This is a genomic window from Legionella sp. MW5194 (assembly GCF_016864235.1).
Taxonomy (GTDB): domain Bacteria; phylum Pseudomonadota; class Gammaproteobacteria; order Legionellales; family Legionellaceae; genus Legionella_C.
The window spans coordinates 129,595-146,698 of the sequence record NZ_CP045732.1 but is presented as its reverse complement, the minus strand read 5'-3'; the positions used below and the strand labels follow the sequence as shown (position 1 = coordinate 146,698).

Genomic DNA, 17,104 nt, shown 5'->3' with positions numbered 1-17,104 from the left:
CCCGCAAGGAGAAATACCAGCATCATACTATAATGATTCTTGTCGCCCAACACCATGAATAAACCGCCTTCCCTGCATCGTATTGTGTTACCCGGACTGCTTGGCAATATTCTGGAATGGTATGATTTTGCGCTCTACGGCTATTTTGCTGCGACAATCACCCCTTTGTTTTTTCCCAATGATAACGCCACGCTGGCGTTATTGACCACCTATGCCGTCTTCGCTGTCGGCTTTATCATGCGGCCGCTGGGCGCGGTCATCTTTGGCTACATTGGCGATAATTACGGGCGAAAAACGGCTCTGTCGTCCGCCATTCTGCTGATGGCCATTCCCACCACCCTCATCGGACTGCTGCCGGATTATCAGCAAATCGGCATGGCAGCCCCCCTGCTGTTAATCCTCTGCCGGCTTCTGCAAGGCCTCGCGGTAGGCGGTGAATTTACCGGCTCCATTGTTTACCTGTTGGAACATGCGCCTCAGGATAAAGGCACCTATTATGGGTCGCTGGCCATGGCTTCGGCTTTTTGCGGTTTGCTGCTGGGTTCAGCCACCGCAGCCGTAACTGATTACTTTACCGCCTCCTGGGCCTGGCGGGTTCCCTTCCTGTTCAGTCTGCTTCTTGGGGTGATTGGCCTGTATCTGCGGCATCACATGCCAGAATCGCCGGTGTTTGCCGAACTGCTGGCTGATAAAAAGGCACGAGGGGTTACGTTTTCCCATTTGTTTAAGCATCATCTCACTACCATGATCCAGGCCATTGGACTCGTGATGCTGCCATCGACGGGTTTTTATTTGTCCTTCCTCTACCTAGCGACTTACCTGCATCATTTTTACCACATTCAATTGCCGCACACGCTAACCATTAACACCTTGACGCTGGCCGTCATCATTGTCTGCTGTCCGATCATCGGTCATGCAGCGGATAAAATTGGCCGCTATCGCGTGTTGATGATGGGTGCACTGGCGTTCATGCTGTTGTCTGCACCGCTTTATTACTGGCTTGGCCGCACAACAACGAGTGCCATTGTCATTTCCCAGATTCTTTTTGCGGTAATGGTGACCTTAAGTTATGCCGTTATTCCCGCAGTATTGATGGCCTTATTTCCGCCAGCCCTTCGCTACACCGGCCTGTCGCTGACGTATAATTTGGCCAATGCCCTGTTTGGAGGAACCAGCGCGTTCGTGGCCACTACCCTGGTGCATTACACCGGCCTTCTCATCATGCCTGGCGTGTATTTAAGCCTGCTTGCGGCCGTGACCTTTGGCATTGTCCTTTGGCAGCGGGCGACCACGGCCAAGGCTTAAGGCCCCTGACATACCAACGCGGAATCATTGGACGCGGTGAACAGGGGTAAGCTGCCGTTTAGCTGGTAATGCCTTATCCGCTCATGTAACAGCGACCCCGAGGTGTTCATGCATTCGATTTCTTCCGGGGTGAATGAATCAGTCGCGCCGTTAATCCAGCTCAATAATTTTCTGGCCGCGGTCAGAGCAGGATTCTGGCTGCAAAAGAAAGGACTGTTTTTGCCATCCTGGATGATCTGGTGCAATTCTTTTTTTAAATCAGCCATGGGTGTTAAATGAAAACTGGCATCGAAGGCCTCGGGTGAAACCGTAAACAAGGCAACCAAATCGATGGGGACCGCGCATTCCGGATAATCAAACGCAATGGTGAATGTTTCAGCGAGCAGGTGAATCATCATTTCAAGAATAGCCGCACTGCCACGGACGCAAGGCATGGCATGGGCTAAATACCAGATGATTTCCTTTAACACCTTGCCATTGTTCTCCAGATGATTTGCATCAAGCTGCTGATAGAGGTCCTCTAACCGTGCAAAAATCGCTTTTAATTGCGTTCGCGGTGTATGCACAAGACCATACCAGGTAATGGGTTTTTGCCCTTCAAATCCGGTGATGGTGTAAAAACAGGTCAATTGCAAACCGTCATGCTCCAGGCTTAAATAGTTGACGGCCTTGATAGTCTGCTCCTGGTTCGCGCCGAACAGAAGGTAAGCAAGACCCACGCTTTCCTGATTTAAGGGTAAGCATTGACTTAATTGCTGATAACGATCGGCGAGGCAGGGAAAAAAACTGGCATAACGCCCCTTTTCGGGATAAAGCAGGGTGAGGGGGGTATCAATGTATTCGCAATGCTCATCGCGCAGAATTCCCAGGTATTCAAGCGACTCCTGCTGCAGGGTAACCGCCATTTGATGCCTGGCCTCAGCAAGAAAGCGGTAGAGGGTCATAAAGGATGGTTTTCCTTTTATGAAAAGAGTCTTTGCTCTGGAAATGGCCTCCCGTTTCAAGGCCTTCCAGTTGTCCTGCTGGTTGGGATTCCAAGCCTGGGTCAATGAGTTTTGTTTTTCCCACATGATTTCGACACAAAAAAACCAACATTGTACAGGTTGATTAACCATTAGTCATGTGTATTTTCCTTTGCCTTTCTTTTTAATTACACTACGGTATTCATCCTGGGCAAAGAGGATTCGATGCTTGAACAGACACTGCGCCATCATTATCAAAAAATGCTCGTCGACCCCTTAGTCCGGGTTTTAAATCAACGCACCACACCGCAGACCATCACCTGGCTGTCCGGTGTCTTTGGTGTCGCCTTTATTCCAGCACTTTGCCAGGGCTATAACAGCCTGGCGATTATGCTGTTGCTGCTTTCCGGCTATTGCGACACGCTGGATGGATCGCTGGCCCGTCATCAGCAGCAGTCGTCGCCGATGGGCTCGGTACTGGATATTATGATGGATCGGCTGGTGGAGTTCGCGGTGGTTTTCGCGTTTTACTGGGTCAATCCACAACACGCCCTCGCCATTATTCTGATGTTGGGCAGTATGCTCTTGTGCATTACCAGTTTTCTGGTGGTGGGTATTTTTAGCCAGAATGAGTCTTACAAGAGCTTTCATTACAGCCCTGGACTGATGGAAAGGGCCGAAGCCTTCTGCTTTTTTATTGCCATGGTGCTGATGCCGCACTGGTTCAATGGCTTAGCGGCGGTTTTTACTGCCCTCGTTTGCCTGACTGCCGTCATTCGCCTGATGCAGTTTGCGCGTGCAGACGCTCACTTTCGCTCCAAGTCCAATCCCTTGCCTTAAAACTGCTAGACTTGTTGTATAAAGTATGCAGAGAGGCTCTCATGGTCAAAGGGTTCGTGTGTGCGTTGATGCTTCTTTTTAATTCAGCCTATGCCAAGGTGGAAGAAGCCATTTTTGCCGGCGGCTGTTTCTGGTGTGTGGAGGCCGATTTCGACAAGGTGAAAGGGGTGCTGGGTACCGTGGCCGGCTTTGACGGCGGCACCAGCAAGGATCCGACCTACAAGCAGGTGTCTGCGGGCGGTACGGGATATGCCGAGGCGGTGAGAGTCATGTATAATCCCGATGTGGTGAGTTACAGGCAACTGGTTGATTTTTTCTGGCGGCATATTGATCCGACCACCAAAGACGGTCAGTTCTGCGACCATGGCCGACAATACCGCAGTGCCATTTTTTATTTAAATGAAGAACAGAAAAAAATTGCCTTGGCCAGTAAAAAGGCGATGGAAAAACGATTTAAGACCGTGTATACGGAAGTCGTTCCGTCGACTCAGTTTTACGCAGCGGAAGATTACCACCAGAATTATTACCAGAAACATAACTGGCGCTATAATTATTACCGTTACCGTTGTGGTCGCGATGCGCGTATTGATAAGGTATGGAACAATGTCAACCATTAAACCGCTGCTGCTACTTTTGCTTTCAACCAGTGTCGCCCTGGCGGCGCCGTCCTTTGATAAAGCCAGCCGCCTTAAGCAATTAACCCCTCTGCAATACCAGGTAACTCAGGAAAACGCGACTGAGAAAGCGTTTGATAACGCCTACTGGAATAACAAGGCTGAAGGGATTTATGTGGATGTGGTTTCCGGCGAACCATTATTCAGTTCCACCGACCAATACGATTCAGGAACAGGATGGCCGAGTTTCACCAAACCCATTTCCTCAGAAACCGTGGTCTTAAAGAAAGAACGCTCCTGGTTATTTTTTCAACGCACGGAGGTGCGTTCCCGATATGGCAATTCCCATTTAGGGCATGTGTTTGACGATGGGCCGCAACCCACTGGATTACGTTACTGTATGAATTCAGCCGCACTGCGCTTTATTCCAAAACAGGACATGGAAAAGGAGGGCTATGGACAATACCTCTACTTATTCAAGCATTAAAACCTGGCTGTACCGCTTGTCGCCCCTGCTTCTGCTTCTTGTTGCCGCAGGTCTGTTTTTTAGCCTGGGGTTGCATCACTATTTAAATTTTGAGCAGTTACAACAACATCACCAGACGCTGAGGCGCTGGACCTCGTCCCATTATGTTCTGGTGACGGCGTTGTTTATGCTGACCTACATTATTACCGTCGCCATTTCAATCCCGGGGGCCTTATTACTCACCTTGACGGGAGGGCTGTTGTTCGGCACGGTCCCAGGCAGCATTTATGTCGCTTTCAGCGCAACCCTGGGCGCCGTGCTGCTTTATTTTGCTGTGCGTTTTGCTTTTATGGATTTAATGAATAAAAAAGCCGGCGGCAAACTGGCTGTAATGCGTCAGGGATTTCAAAAAAACGCCTTCACCTACCTGCTGGTTTTGCGCATCATCCCGCTGTTTCCGTTCTGGTTGGTGAATATTGTGCCGGCCTTACTGAATGTACCAGTCAGAACTTACATTGCCGCCACCTTTCTTGGCATTCTTCCCGGCACCCTCATTTATGCGAGTGTCGGCAGCAGTCTAAATTATTTATTTGCGCACAATAAAACACCCGATCTGACGATCATTTTTCACCCACACATCCTGTTACCCTTGCTTTGTCTTGGATTGCTTATTCTTTTGCCGGTCGCTTACCGCTACTGGTTCAATAAAACGTCTTCCGGGCAAAAAGCAGCCAATGACGATACATTCGAATAACAATGTGTTAATTTACCAGACCTTATGAAAAGGGTAGCCGGGTTTGCTGCGCGGCCTTGTGCAGGTGCGTCACAAAAAGACTCGAATTTGTGCAATAATTATTTTATTTTAACAAAGATTCCCATGTTAATTTGCAACCGTCACATCACTGGGCAACAACTGAAAGACTTTGATCAACTGCTTGACGTGTGCAAGCAGGCGGATGGTGGATTGCCGGCTTTTTACCGGCATATTCTCACCCAGAAAAGGGACACGGAAAGCAACGTCCTCTACTATGAAAAAGACAGACTGGTTGCTTTTTTAAGCGTTTATTTTTTCTATTCTAATGCCTGCGAAATCAGTTTGCTGGTGGCTCCCTCTCATCGCCGTCAGGGATTATCCCGTTTGCTGCTGGAGACGATCCTCCCTCTGTTAACCGCCAAGCAGATGGATTTTGTCATTTTTTCCATGCCGTCTAACCTGAACACGTCCTGGCTCGCCAACTCAGGTTTTAGCTATCAGCAAACCGAATACCACATGCAGCGCAATGGCTATAAACCCATTCTGCTTAATCAGCCCCGCCTGACTGTCAGAAAAGCTGAATTTAACGACGTCGAGACACTGTGTGCCATTGACGATGCCTGCTTTAAAGAGGGACAGATGAGCGTGCCGTCGCGATTCATTACCCTGCTCGATGACAATGATTACAGCATTTTTGTGGCCCTGCTGGATGGAAACCCTGTGGGTAAAGCCCATATTCGCTGGCAGGAAACCCATGCCTTGTTTTCCGACATTGCAATCCTTCCTGCCTATCAACGCCAGGGTCTTGGCAGCGAATTGCTCGCGTATTGCATCAATCACGCCTTAACGCAGGGCAAAGAGCGGCAGGAGCTGGATGTTGAAACCACCAATCGCGGCGCGCTTGATCTGTACCTTCGTCATGGCTTCAGCGTCCTTTATGAACATGACTACTGGTTTATACCCATTGATTCCTTGCGAATCATGCTGGTGTCGAGTATGGCTCGCAGCCAGCAATAATGCTTATAAAACAATGGCCTGTACCGTGCTGCTGCCCCTCCCACGAAAGAATTGTCAATTCGCTTGACAGGTTTTCTTGCCCCCCTTTAGTATTGCCTTTTATTGCTTACGGAAAGCCCTGAGGGTATGGAATGAAAAAGCGCGTGGTGATCACTGGCATGGAGATCGTGTCGTCCATCGGTAACGGATTAGACAATTTTTGGGCGGCAGCGGTTAAAGGCCAATGCGGGATAAAACGCATTCAAAATTATGACCCAAGCCCTTACCCCACCCAGATTGCCGGCGAAATCCATGATTTTTCCCTAGCCCATCTTCCGGAATTCGATAAAAGCAAACGCTACCCGCGAGCGACTCAATATGCCCTTTATTGCAGCCATCACGCCATTGAACGTGCCGGTTTAAGCAAGACTGAATTGGCAAAAGCCGGCACCTACATTGGCACAAGCTTAGGGGGCACGCCTGAACTGGAATCCGCTTATCAGGCTTTTTTTAATGAAGGATGGAAAAAAATCCCTCCGCTGAGCGTCATCCGCGGCATGCCCAATTCTGTAGCCAATCACATTGCCATTGCTTTTGGTTTAGGCGGCCCGAACTCCACCATTTCCAATGCCTGCGTTTCGTCTGCTGAAGCCATTGGCAATGCCTATCAGCAAATAGCCGAAGGACGGTTAAGCGTCGCGCTCTGCGGTGGAACGGAATCCCTGTTGTGGGAAACCATCATGGCGGCCTGGTGTAAATTGCGGGTTATGTCAACCCAGAATGAGAATCCCGCTCAGGCCTGCCGACCCTTCGATAAAAATCGCAGCGGCATGGTGATGGCTGATGGCGCGGGAATCCTCATCCTGGAAGAATATCAGCACGCCCGCGCACGGGGCGCGGCCATTTGGGGCGAAATCATCGGTTTTGGCGCCAGTTGCGACGCCTATCATGTCACCGCACCGGACTCTGAAGGTCAGGTTCGTGCCATTCAAACCGCTCTTGATGATGCCCGTCTCAGCATCAATGACGTGCAATACATCAATGCCCATGGCACAGGCACTGAACTCAACGACATCACCGAAACAAAAACCATCAAACGCGTGTTCGGCGAGCGGGCTTACGATATACCCGTTACAGCACAAAAAGCCATGACCGGCCATCCCATAGGCGCTGCCGGCGCCATGGAAATCATAGCCACCGCGTTAAGTTTAAAGGAAGACCTGTTGCTGCCGACCATTAATCTCAATGAGCCCGATCCTGCCTGTGATTTGGATTATGTCGCCAATAACGCCCGCAAACAACCGATCGATATCGCCTTGTCTCAACATTTTGCTTTTGGTGGAGCCAACGCCGCCCTGTTGCTTAGAAGCGTATCTTAATGGCGCTATTACTGCGGCCATGACAGGCAATAAAACATGATTCGCAACTAATCCCGCATCGCGGTATAATCCTGCTATTTTGCATGGTTTATATAGGTTCGTTGATGAAGGCATCTTTAGTTGAAATTGCAAATCGGGTACAGGGTACGGTAGTCGGGGATGAACAATTACTTGTCCAGTGCATATCCCCCATTGATAATATTCTTCCCGGCTCACTGGTTTTTGCTGACGGGAATGACAATTTGAAAATTGCCGAGCAATCGGAAGCAGCCGCCATTCTGGTGAATTTGTCGGTCACCAGCGACGTTAAACCCGTTATCCAGGTTAAAAACCCGATTAAAGCCTTTATCGAGTTACTCAACCACTTTTACCCGCAGCCGCAGCCAGCCCCCGGAATTCATCCTACCGCTGTGATTGCACCCGACGCCACCGTTGGTAAAAATGTCTACATCGGCCCTTACGTGGTGATCGGCGCACAGACCGTGATTGGCGATGAATGCATCCTGAAGGGCCATGTCCACATTGGCGAAAAAGTAACGATTGGCGCTGGTACCACCCTGCATCCGAACGTTACCATTTACGATGGTTGCCACCTTGGCCAGCGTGTGTGCATTCATGCGGCCACCGTGATCGGTTCGGATGGATTCGGCTATACTTTTGTTGATGGACAACACCTCAAAATGCCCCATCTTGGCAATGTGGTCATCGAAGACGATGTGGAAGTGGGTGCCAATGCGGTGATTGACAGAGCCACGCTGGGTTCTACGATCATTGGGGCAGGAACGAAAATTGATAATCTGGTTCAGGTTGCGCATTCCGTTAAACTGGGGCAGCACAATATTCTCTGTGCATTCACCGGCATCGCCGGCAGTACCACCAGTGGTAACCATGTCATTTTCGCTGCCAATGTCGGGGTTAGCGATCATGTGCGCATCGATGACGGGGTCATTTTAGCCGCACGCGCGGGTGTTCCACCTAAAAAACATTTGCTGGAAGGCAATATTTATCTGGGCAATCCAGCACGTCCACGCGACAAAGCCATTGAGCAAGAACTTTCCGTGACGCGTATTCCACTGATGCGGAAAAACTTAAAAGCCTTAAGCGAGAAAGTCAATGAGTTGAGTGAGCGTTTAGCTCAATATGAAGCGAGTGAATAATGACATCCCCATTAATTCTGGTTGACGGTTCATCCTATTTTTTCCGTGCTTTCCATGCATTGCCTCCCTTAACCAATTCCAAAGGCAAACCCACGGGTGCCATTTATGGTGTGGCCAATATGGTCAAGCGCTTAATCAAGGATTATAAACCGCAGCATCTGGCGGTTATTTTTGATGCCAAAGGAAAAACGTTCCGCGATGACTGGTACCCGGAATACAAGGCACACCGCGCCCCCATGCCCGATGACTTAAGCTGTCAGTTTGAACCTCTGCTGACCTTGTTAAAAGCCATGGGATTGCCCTTGCTTATTGTCGATGGAGTAGAAGCGGACGATGTTATCGGCACCCTCGCCGTACTGGCCGCGGCCCAAGGCCGTCAAGTCATTATTTCCACTGGCGACAAGGACATGGCCCAGCTGGTCAATCCGCAGGTAACCCTCATTAACACCATGACCAATCAATTATTAGACAGCCATGGGGTTTATCAGAAATTTGGCGTCAAACCCGAACAAATCATCGATTACCTGACCTTAATTGGCGACAGCGTCGATAACATTCCTGGCGTAAACAAATGCGGCCCTAAAACAGCGGCTAAATGGCTGGAGCAGTATCAAACGCTCGATAACCTGGTAGCCAATGCGCATGCCATCAGCGGTAAAATCGGTGAGAATCTGCGGGAAGCCCTGCAGCATTTACCGCTTTCCAAACGCTTGGTCACCATCAAAACGGACGTGGAATTACCAATGACCCTTGATGAATTGGTTATTCAGACAGCCCAACCACAACCACTCACCGACCTGGTTCGCGAGCTTGAATTTAAAGGTTGGCTTAAAGAATTACTGAGCAGCCAGGAGCCCCAGCAGCAATTGCAAATCGACATGCTTGAAGAAGAATCCTCTGTCATTCACTATGCCCTGATTACCACCGCAGCCGACTTAGACGAGTGGGTAACCCAACTCAATGGCTGCAGCCAGTTCAGCCTGGATACCAAAACCGCCCAGTTTGAACCGGTGGATGGCCAACTCGTTGGGATTGCGCTGGCTACGGACACACAAGGCGCAGCCTATATTCCAATCGGCCATGCGAATCAGGACGAGCAACTGCCGCTGGATTTGGTTTTAAATGCCTTAAAGCCGGTTTTAGAAAACCCAGGCATTGGCAAAATTGGCAAAAATCTCAAATACGATTACTGCATTCTTAAAAACCACGGCATTACCCTCCGCGGTCTCGCCTTTGACACCATGCTGGAATCCTATGTTTTAAACAGCAGCAGCAGTAGCCACGACATTGAATCGCTCTCATTGAAATACTTAGGCCACAAGACCATACACCTTGAAGAAATTGCTGGCAAGGGCAGTAAACAATTGCCTTTTGACCATATCCCGCTTACCCAGGCAGCCCCCTATGCCGCTGAAGAGGCGGACATTGCGCTGAGATTGCATCACACCCTTTACCGCCAACTGGATCCATCACTTAAACAGGTCTTAAACGACATTGAAATGCCGCTAGTCACCGTGCTTGCAGAAATTGAAAACCACGGGGTGCTTATCGATGAAAACGCATTGACTCGTCATGGGCAACGCCTGAAAGAACGCATGGTTGCGCTGGAAATGGAAGCGGTGCAACTGGCGGGACGGCCCTTTAATTTAAACTCCCCCAAACAGTTGCAGGAAATTCTGTTTGATGAATTAAAATTGCCAGTGTTTACCAAAACCCCCACAGGCCAACCGTCCACGGCCGAATCGGTTCTGCAGGAGCTGGCTTTTGATTACCGATTACCAGCCGTTATCCTTGAATACCGCGGTTTAAGTAAACTGGTCTCGACCTACATTGATGCCCTGCCGAAACGCATCAACGCGCGTACGCACCGTGTCCATACCTGTTACAATCAGGCGGTGGCCGCCACCGGCCGTTTGTCGTCCAGTGATCCCAATCTGCAGAATATCCCCATTCGCAGTGAAGAAGGACGCCTTATCCGCAAAGCGTTTATTGCTCCGCCTCATCACCGCATCCTGGCGGCTGACTATTCCCAGATTGAGTTGCGCATCATGGCGCATTTGTCGCAGGATCCCAATTTGCTTAAAGCTTTCGCACAGGGATGGGATATTCATGCGGCTACAGCCAGCGAAATTTTTCAAGTCAGCCTCGACGACATTACCCAGGAGCATCGCCGTCGTGCGAAAGCAATCAATTTCGGCTTGATTTATGGCATGTCCGCTTTTGGCCTGGCCAAACAATTAGGCATTGAACGTCAGGATGCCCAATATTACATGGAAACGTATTTTAAACGTTATCCCGGTGTCCTCGATTACATGGAACGCACCCGCAGACAGGCGCATCAATTCGGCTATGTGGAAACCTTATTTGGCCGCCGTCTGCATCTACCGGAAATTAATACGCGCAACATCATGCGTCAGAAAGCCGCCGAGCGGGCGGCCATCAATGCCCCGATGCAGGGCACCGCCGCCGACATCATTAAAAAAGCCATGTTGGCAGTAGCCGATTGGCAAAATCAACAAAAAGAACCATTAGCCCGTATGATCATGCAGGTTCATGATGAATTGGTGTTTGAAGTGCACGAAGAGGCCGTTGAAGTTTGCCGCCAGACTATCCCGTCGTTAATGGAAAATGTCGTGCAACTTTCCGTGCCCTTGCAGGTTTCTGTGGGTGTAGGCCTCAACTGGGATGAAGCACACTGACAAAAAAGGCGGGATAACCCGCCTTTTCAGCAAATGAAACGTTTTACCAGGATATTAACCCATAAAGAATGGCTGAAATAGCAATGAGGCCAATCAGGGTGATAAAGCCATCGGTAATCCTGTGACGATAGGGTTTCATTGCGGGCACTTTTAATAGCGCATACATGGGCAATAAGAACAGAATCATCGCAATCACCGGGCCGCCCAGGGTTTCAATCATCCGCAAAATACTGGGATTAATGGTGGCGACGATCCAGCAGGTGATAATGATGAAAATATCAATGGCCAAGTACAATTGATAGCGTTTGCCGTCGGCTTCGTTGTGCTTTTTGGCCATGGATTTGATCAATAAGCCGTGCATCCCTTCACTGGCCCCCAGGTAATGCCCGAGGAAGGATTTGGAAATGGCGATAAACGCAATGCAAGGCGCCGCATAGGCAATCAGTGGATTGTTAAAATGGTTCGCCAGGTAAGACAGGATGGTAATGTTCTGCCGCTTGGCTTCAGCCAAATCCTGTGGCGATAAACTGAATACGCAACTGAATACAAAAAACAGCACAGTCACCACCATCATCAGGTGGCTGTAACGCAGGATCTGGTTGCTTCGGCGATCCGCATCCTGGCCATACTGCTGTTTCTGGTGGACGGCGAAGGAAGAAATAATCGGCGAATGATTAAATGAAAACACCATGACCGGAATGATTAGCCACAGGCACATCAGTAGCCCATGCCCGTTGGGGTCAATCGCGGCGGATTGATTTAAAATGGCCCCATTCCAGTGCGGGATTAAATAAAGCGCCAGCAGCATAAGCATGGTGATGAACGGATAAACCAGAACACTCATCGCCTTTACCACAAACTGCTGCCCCACCCGGATAACGGCCATTAACGCCAGGATCAGGGTAATGGATAACACAGCCCGTGACGGCGGCGTAATCCCCAGCTGATTAATCAAAAAACTCTGCGTCGTATTGGTAATGGCGACACTGTACATTAACAGCAGAGGGTAAATGGCAAAAAAATAGAGGAAGGTTAAGACTTTGCCCGCCAGCGCCCCAAAATGCTCATCGACAACGGCAGTGATGTCGGCTTTGGGTTTTGAGCCGGATAACACAAAACGACAAAGGGCACGGTGAGAAAAATAAGTCATCGGGAATGCGAGCACGGCCATGATCAATAACGGCCAAAAGCCATTCATCCCGGCATCAATAGGCAGGAAAAGAACGCCTGCGCCAATGGCTGTTCCATACAGCCCAAGCATCCAGATCGTATCCTGCTTCTGCCACTCAGAAACTTTGAGCGAAGTCTCCGTTGTTACTACCCCTGCGTCATGAGAAGACATATAACATCCTTCGTTAATTACTTAAAATACGGCTATCCGCCCTGTCACCTGCTTGATCAAGCAATGTCTGTTTTTTATACAAACGTCGTCCAAAATAACAAATTTAAGGGGGTAACGCAAGAGTAGCTCTTACGTCTTGCCAAGAAACTCTGCAACAAAGTTGAACAATATTGCAACACAATGGTATAATTGTATTCTTTTTATGACCGCTTTGGTGATGAGAAAACCGCTTTCGCAACTCGGTGACATTAACCAAACCGATCATTACTTAACCCAAAGGACCCATTCAATGACGATGATGTCCCGTCGAAACCAAGCCGCTCGTCACATCATTTTGTTGTTCACGCTCTTAGTCAGTGTCACGTCTTACGCCACCGATCAATCCCTGTGCAACTATCTGGGAACAGGCGTTAAGCCCAATTTAAGACTTCAATTGCAGGCCAATGGCGGCAACTCATGGGGTCAATACCAGGCGGGCTATGGCAACTGCCAGAACAATGCCGGCGCCGGAATTCCCACCCATAGCGAGGCGGACAAACAATGGAGTGCATGGACTATTTATGATGAAAATAATAACTACTATGGCACCCTGACCCTGTTGAACAATGGATCGACCGTCCGTTTTCAAAACTACCGCAATGACGCGAAAAACGGTTATTATATTGATGGCCTGGAGCTTAGACAGGAGCCGAACAACCCCCGACAATGGATTATCCGCGTATCAGACAAAGGCAAAATTGTCACCCCGGATAACCCAACGGATGCAGGCCCCTTTGCTGACACACCTCGCGCCACGCCGGCCGTGTATGCAATTAATACCTCCAAACCTTACCTGCTGAAGGTCAAGGGCAATCAAATTGTGGATAATGAAGGCAATGTGATTGTGATACGTGGAATGGCAAGACCCTCGCTCGAATGGAATAAACAGGGTCAGTTTCTCAGTGAAGATGACCTTCTGAACATGAAAAAATGGGGAGCCAACACCATCAGGCTCTCGCTTAAACAAAAAAGCTGGCTTGAGTCCAAACCGGCGGATGTCAAAGGCTCTTATAAACAAATCGTTGACGCCATCATTTACCATGCCACGCAAAACGGCATGGCGGTTATCATCGATTTGCACTGGCTTGATAAAGACGGTCAGGACAACATGGCCTTTAAAGAATCGTCCGTTAAATTCTGGCAAGACGTGGCTCGCCAATACAAAGAGTACGGCACCGTCATGTTCGAATTATTCAATGAACCGGTCATTGATAAGGACGTCTGGCTTAAAGGTAACGCCAGCTATGCGGGCTATCAGGAGCTGGTTGATGCCATTCGGGCTACCGGTGCAAACAACATTTGCATTGTCAATGGCACGGAGTGGGGATTTAATTTAAGTTTTGTGAATGCCAGCGACAATTACCGCTATGTGATCAAGGGAGAAAACATCGTTTACGGCTCGCATCCCTATCAGCGGCCCTATGAACAAATCAGCGCCAGTTTACAGGGCGTCATAGGTAAATATCCCGTCATTTTTACCGAATTTGGCGATAACATCCGGGATCATTTCCCAAAAACCGCCCAAGACAGCGTCCCGGATACCTATAAACAATCCTACACTGCCATCCTGAACTACATTCAGGATCATCAGGTTCATTATACGGCCTGGGCCTGGTGGGTAGAAGACGCCAAACCTGACTTCCCTACCTTGATTGCGGACTGGACCGGCACACCCATCAATGGCGGGATACTGGTCAAACAGGCAATGGAAGCGAATCCAGGCACACCCCTTCTTATCACCAGCAGGGGTAAATGACCTGACTATTAAAAAGGCGGAAATCCCGGGTTGCGTTGTTTTAAAACATCCCGGGGTTAAAGCCTAGCGTTCGTCGCACACGGTAAAATAACCGTGACGATAGGGGTTACTGCGGGAACGAAAAACGTAATCGCGGCAGCGCTGACCATTTTCATCGGTGTAGCGTTTATCAAGACGGAAAGCAAAATCAGCAAAATTCATGTCCTGTTGTAATTCACGCTGTTGATTGGCGCGATCTTCCTCTTCCATTTTCTTAAAATAATGACTGAGCTTGCTGGCATACACGGAAGAGAAAACCAGACTCATGATGAGCAGAACGATTGTTTTTTTCATATAAAATACCCATAGTAAAACAACACGGTCAATATTAAACCATACATTGGTCCCGTTGACAAAATTTTAATCATCACTGTGTTCAACCGGGATATCTTCATGGGCACGAAATCGTTAAAATGAAGCCATCCTACCAACTGGATGGTAATCATGCCTCACGAACTGCCCAAACGGATTTTAACTCTTTTTTTAGTGTTTGCTTTTCTTTATCTTTTACTGCTGCCTTTTATTAATTACCCGCTAACCACGATTTTAAAGCCGCTGCCGATTGTCTGCCTGATGATCCTGGTTAAAACCATGCCGCAGGATTTCAGGATTAAACTCCTGCTGACTCTGGCTCTAGGCTTTTCTTTGGGCGGTGATGTCGTCTTGACGCACCCAAGTCAGCTCGCGTTCATGATTGGCATGGTGTGCTTTCTGTTGGCTCATTGTGTTTACATCAATCTCTTTTTGCGTGATTTTCAGTTTAATCGCAATCGCCTGATGATTAGTTTAATTCCTTTAAGCCTTGCCATCGGCGGCTACAGCTATTTTCATACCGCCTTCGGACAGTTAGCCATCCCGATTTTAGTGTATCTCATTGCCTTGCTTACCATGGTCTTTTCCGCTTTCCAGGTGAAGCAACAGGCAGGGACTATTATCTCTGGCGCCTGCTTTTTCCTGGTATCGGACAGTCTGTTGGGTTTGGGTCTCTTTGTTATTCCTTCACGCTGGATGCCTTTGGCGGTGATGATCACCTATTATCTCGCGCAACTGTTTATAACCACGGGGGTGCTGAACCGTCAGCCAGAGACGTTCGCCAGTCCGTGAATCCTTATCAGTCGGTTTAACGATCTTGGCCAATCTTTATTTGGGAGAAACCGCGGCGCAAGCCGCGGTAAAGCAGTCAGGTTAAACTGCAATGGGCGCTTTGATTGCCGCATGGCATTGATAGTTTTCAAACACAAAATCGTCGAAGCGGTAATCAAACAGGCTATCCGGGCGACGGGCCAAGCGCAGTTGCGGTAAAGGCAAGGGCTCGCGTGCCAATTGGGTGCGGGCCTGTTCCAGGTGATTTAAATACAGGTGGCAATCACCGCCAGTCCAAATAAACTCCCCCACCTCCAGATTGCACTGTTGCGCAACCATGTGGGTCAACAGAGAATAAGAGGCGATATTAAACGGCACACCTAAAAAAATATCGGCAGAACGTTGATACAGCTGGCAGGACAACTGGCCGTTGGCGACATAAAACTGAAAAAGGGCATGGCAAGGCATCAAAGCCATCTTGTCGAGTTCGCCGACATTCCAGGCACTGACAATCAATCGCCTTGAATCAGGATTGGTCTTAATCTGCAGAAGCAGCTCGCTTAGTTGATCGATGGTACGGCCATCCGCTGCCGGCCAGGAGCGCCATTGCTGTCCGTACACAGGCCCCAAATTGCCCTCGCTGTCAGTCCATTCATCCCAGATGGTCACGCCGTTTTCATGCAGGTAGGCAATGTTGGTATCGCCTTTTAAAAACCACAATAACTCATGAATAATGCTTCGCGTGTGTAATTTCTTGGTGGTAACCAGAGGGAAACCCTCCTGTAAATTAAAACGCATCTGGTAACCAAACACCGACAGCGTACCGGTCCCGGTACGATCCGATTTTTTTACACCTTTATCCAGTACATGTTGTATTAATTCAAGATATGTTTTCATGATTCAGCCCGCCACCACAACCAGAGTCCTAAAATAAGCATGGGAATTGATAACAACTGCCCCATGGTTAACCAACCCAATGCCAAATAACCCAATTGCACATCAGGCACCCGGAAAAATTCGACAACCATCCGGCTCATAGCATACCCGATTAAGAACAAAGCCGATACCCGCCCTGTCGGACGAGGCCTGGAGGCATACCACCAGAGCAGAATAAACAAAGCAATTCCTTCAAGACCCAGCTCATACAGTTGCGACGGATGCCGTGGCAGCCCGTCGGAATGGGGAAAAACCATGGCCCAGGGAACAGTCGTTACCCGCCCCCACAACTCACCATTAATAAAATTGCCTGCCCGGCCGGCGGCCAATCCCAAAGGCACCAGCGGTGCAATGAAATCCCCAACTTGCAGGAAGGTTTTTTTGGTTTTACGTGCAAACAAAGCCAGAGCGACCATCACCCCCAGCAATCCGCCATGAAACGACATGCCGCCTTCCCATAACCTAAACAAGGACAAGGGATTAGCCAGGAGTTGCTGAGTGCCATAAAACAGCATATACCCCAAGCGGCCGCCGAGAATAACACCAATGGCCGCATAAAAAATCAGGTCGCTGATTTGTTCACTGCTCCAGTCAAGCGCATACCGTTTCGCCCGCCAATGCGCAAGCAGCCAGGCCATGACAAAGCCCAAAAGATACATCAACCCATACCAATGCACCTGCAGGGGGCCAATGGAAAAAGCAACGGGATCAATGGAAGGAAATGGCAGCATGATAAC

The 17,104-nt window shown here is 49.2% G+C and carries 16 protein-coding genes; 11 read left to right on the top strand and 5 right to left on the bottom strand.

All coding sequences use genetic code 11. The features are described 5' to 3' along the window. Positions 1-54: 54 nt before the first annotated feature. A complete protein-coding gene (locus tag GH742_RS00690) occupies positions 55-1,305 on the top strand; it encodes an MFS transporter (RefSeq protein ID WP_203455710.1) in 1,251 nt (416 codons plus the stop codon). On the opposite strand, the gene GH742_RS00685 is transcribed toward GH742_RS00690, so the two are convergent. Then, positions 1,302-2,375 carry a hypothetical protein gene (locus GH742_RS00685; protein WP_203455709.1) on the bottom strand — a complete coding sequence of 358 codons (1,074 nt, stop codon included), beginning with the start codon at positions 2,373-2,375 and terminating at the stop codon, positions 1,302-1,304. The genes GH742_RS00690 and GH742_RS00685 overlap by 4 nt on opposite strands. A 117-nt stretch (positions 2,376-2,492) precedes the next feature. On the opposite strand from GH742_RS00685, the gene GH742_RS00680 reads away from it, so the two are divergent. The 8 genes from GH742_RS00680 to polA all read left to right on the top strand — a co-directional run bounded on the left by GH742_RS00680 (position 2,493) and on the right by polA (position 11,172). After that, entirely contained in the window at positions 2,493-3,107 is a 615-nt protein-coding gene (locus GH742_RS00680; RefSeq protein WP_203455708.1) for a CDP-alcohol phosphatidyltransferase family protein, read from the top strand. A 41-nt stretch (positions 3,108-3,148) separates the two neighbouring features. Then, the gene (msrA, locus tag GH742_RS00675; RefSeq protein ID WP_239005236.1) at positions 3,149-3,724 is read left to right on the top strand and encodes a peptide-methionine (S)-S-oxide reductase MsrA; all 576 of its coding nucleotides are present in this window, start codon (positions 3,149-3,151) and stop codon (positions 3,722-3,724) included. Then, the gene (gene msrB / locus GH742_RS00670) at positions 3,711-4,208 is read left to right on the top strand and encodes a peptide-methionine (R)-S-oxide reductase MsrB (protein ID WP_203455707.1); all 498 of its coding nucleotides are present in this window, start codon (positions 3,711-3,713) and stop codon (positions 4,206-4,208) included. Before msrA ends, msrB begins: the two co-directional genes overlap by 14 nt. Continuing rightward, on the top strand, positions 4,177-4,941 hold the full coding sequence (locus GH742_RS00665; RefSeq protein ID WP_239005235.1) for a TVP38/TMEM64 family protein: 765 nt from the start codon (positions 4,177-4,179) through the stop codon (positions 4,939-4,941). The genes msrB and GH742_RS00665 overlap by 32 nt, the downstream gene beginning before the upstream one ends. Positions 4,942-5,064: 123 nt before the next feature. After that, on the top strand, positions 5,065-5,958 hold the full coding sequence (locus GH742_RS00660) for a GNAT family N-acetyltransferase (protein WP_203455706.1): 894 nt from the start codon (positions 5,065-5,067) through the stop codon (positions 5,956-5,958). Between the two features lie 131 nt (positions 5,959-6,089). Further along, positions 6,090-7,316, top strand: a complete 1,227-nt coding sequence (locus GH742_RS00655; RefSeq protein WP_203455705.1) for a beta-ketoacyl synthase — start codon at positions 6,090-6,092, stop codon at positions 7,314-7,316. Between the two features lie 104 nt (positions 7,317-7,420). Beyond that, complete coding sequence (lpxD, locus tag GH742_RS00650) at positions 7,421-8,473, top strand: UDP-3-O-(3-hydroxymyristoyl)glucosamine N-acyltransferase (protein WP_203455704.1); 1,053 nt, start codon at positions 7,421-7,423, stop codon at positions 8,471-8,473. Beyond that, complete coding sequence (gene polA / locus GH742_RS00645) at positions 8,473-11,172, top strand: DNA polymerase I (protein ID WP_203455703.1); 2,700 nt, start codon at positions 8,473-8,475, stop codon at positions 11,170-11,172. Before lpxD ends, polA begins: the two co-directional genes overlap by 1 nt. Before the next feature lie 43 nt (positions 11,173-11,215). On the opposite strand, the gene GH742_RS00640 is transcribed toward polA, so the two are convergent. After that, positions 11,216-12,514, bottom strand: a complete 1,299-nt coding sequence (locus tag GH742_RS00640; protein WP_203455702.1) for a serine/threonine transporter — start codon at positions 12,512-12,514, stop codon at positions 11,216-11,218. A 202-nt stretch (positions 12,515-12,716) separates the two neighbouring features. Here GH742_RS00640 and GH742_RS00635 point away from each other — a divergent pair, with 202 nt between their 5' ends. Then, positions 12,717-14,309, top strand: a complete 1,593-nt coding sequence (locus GH742_RS00635) for a glycoside hydrolase family 5 protein (RefSeq protein ID WP_203455701.1) — start codon at positions 12,717-12,719, stop codon at positions 14,307-14,309. A 63-nt stretch (positions 14,310-14,372) separates the two neighbouring features. Here GH742_RS00635 and GH742_RS00630 read toward each other — a convergent pair whose 3' ends face one another. Beyond that, positions 14,373-14,642: a hypothetical protein gene (locus GH742_RS00630; protein WP_203455700.1), complete on the bottom strand. Its 270-nt coding sequence runs from the start codon at positions 14,640-14,642 to the stop codon at positions 14,373-14,375. Between the two features lie 150 nt (positions 14,643-14,792). Between GH742_RS00630 and GH742_RS00625 the strand changes: the two genes are divergently transcribed. Continuing rightward, positions 14,793-15,452, top strand: coding sequence for a lysoplasmalogenase (locus tag GH742_RS00625; RefSeq protein ID WP_203455699.1), 660 nt, complete (start codon positions 14,793-14,795; stop codon positions 15,450-15,452). Positions 15,453-15,533: 81 nt separating this feature from the next. Here the strand turns inward: GH742_RS00625 and thyA are convergent, their stop codons facing one another. Further along, positions 15,534-16,328 (bottom strand): thymidylate synthase, encoded by a 795-nt coding sequence (gene thyA / locus GH742_RS00620; RefSeq protein ID WP_203455698.1) that lies wholly within the window; start codon positions 16,326-16,328, stop codon positions 15,534-15,536. Beyond that, positions 16,325-17,098 (bottom strand): prolipoprotein diacylglyceryl transferase, encoded by a 774-nt coding sequence (gene lgt / locus GH742_RS00615; protein WP_203455697.1) that lies wholly within the window; start codon positions 17,096-17,098, stop codon positions 16,325-16,327. The genes thyA and lgt overlap by 4 nt, the downstream gene beginning before the upstream one ends. Positions 17,099-17,104: the final 6 nt, after the last annotated feature.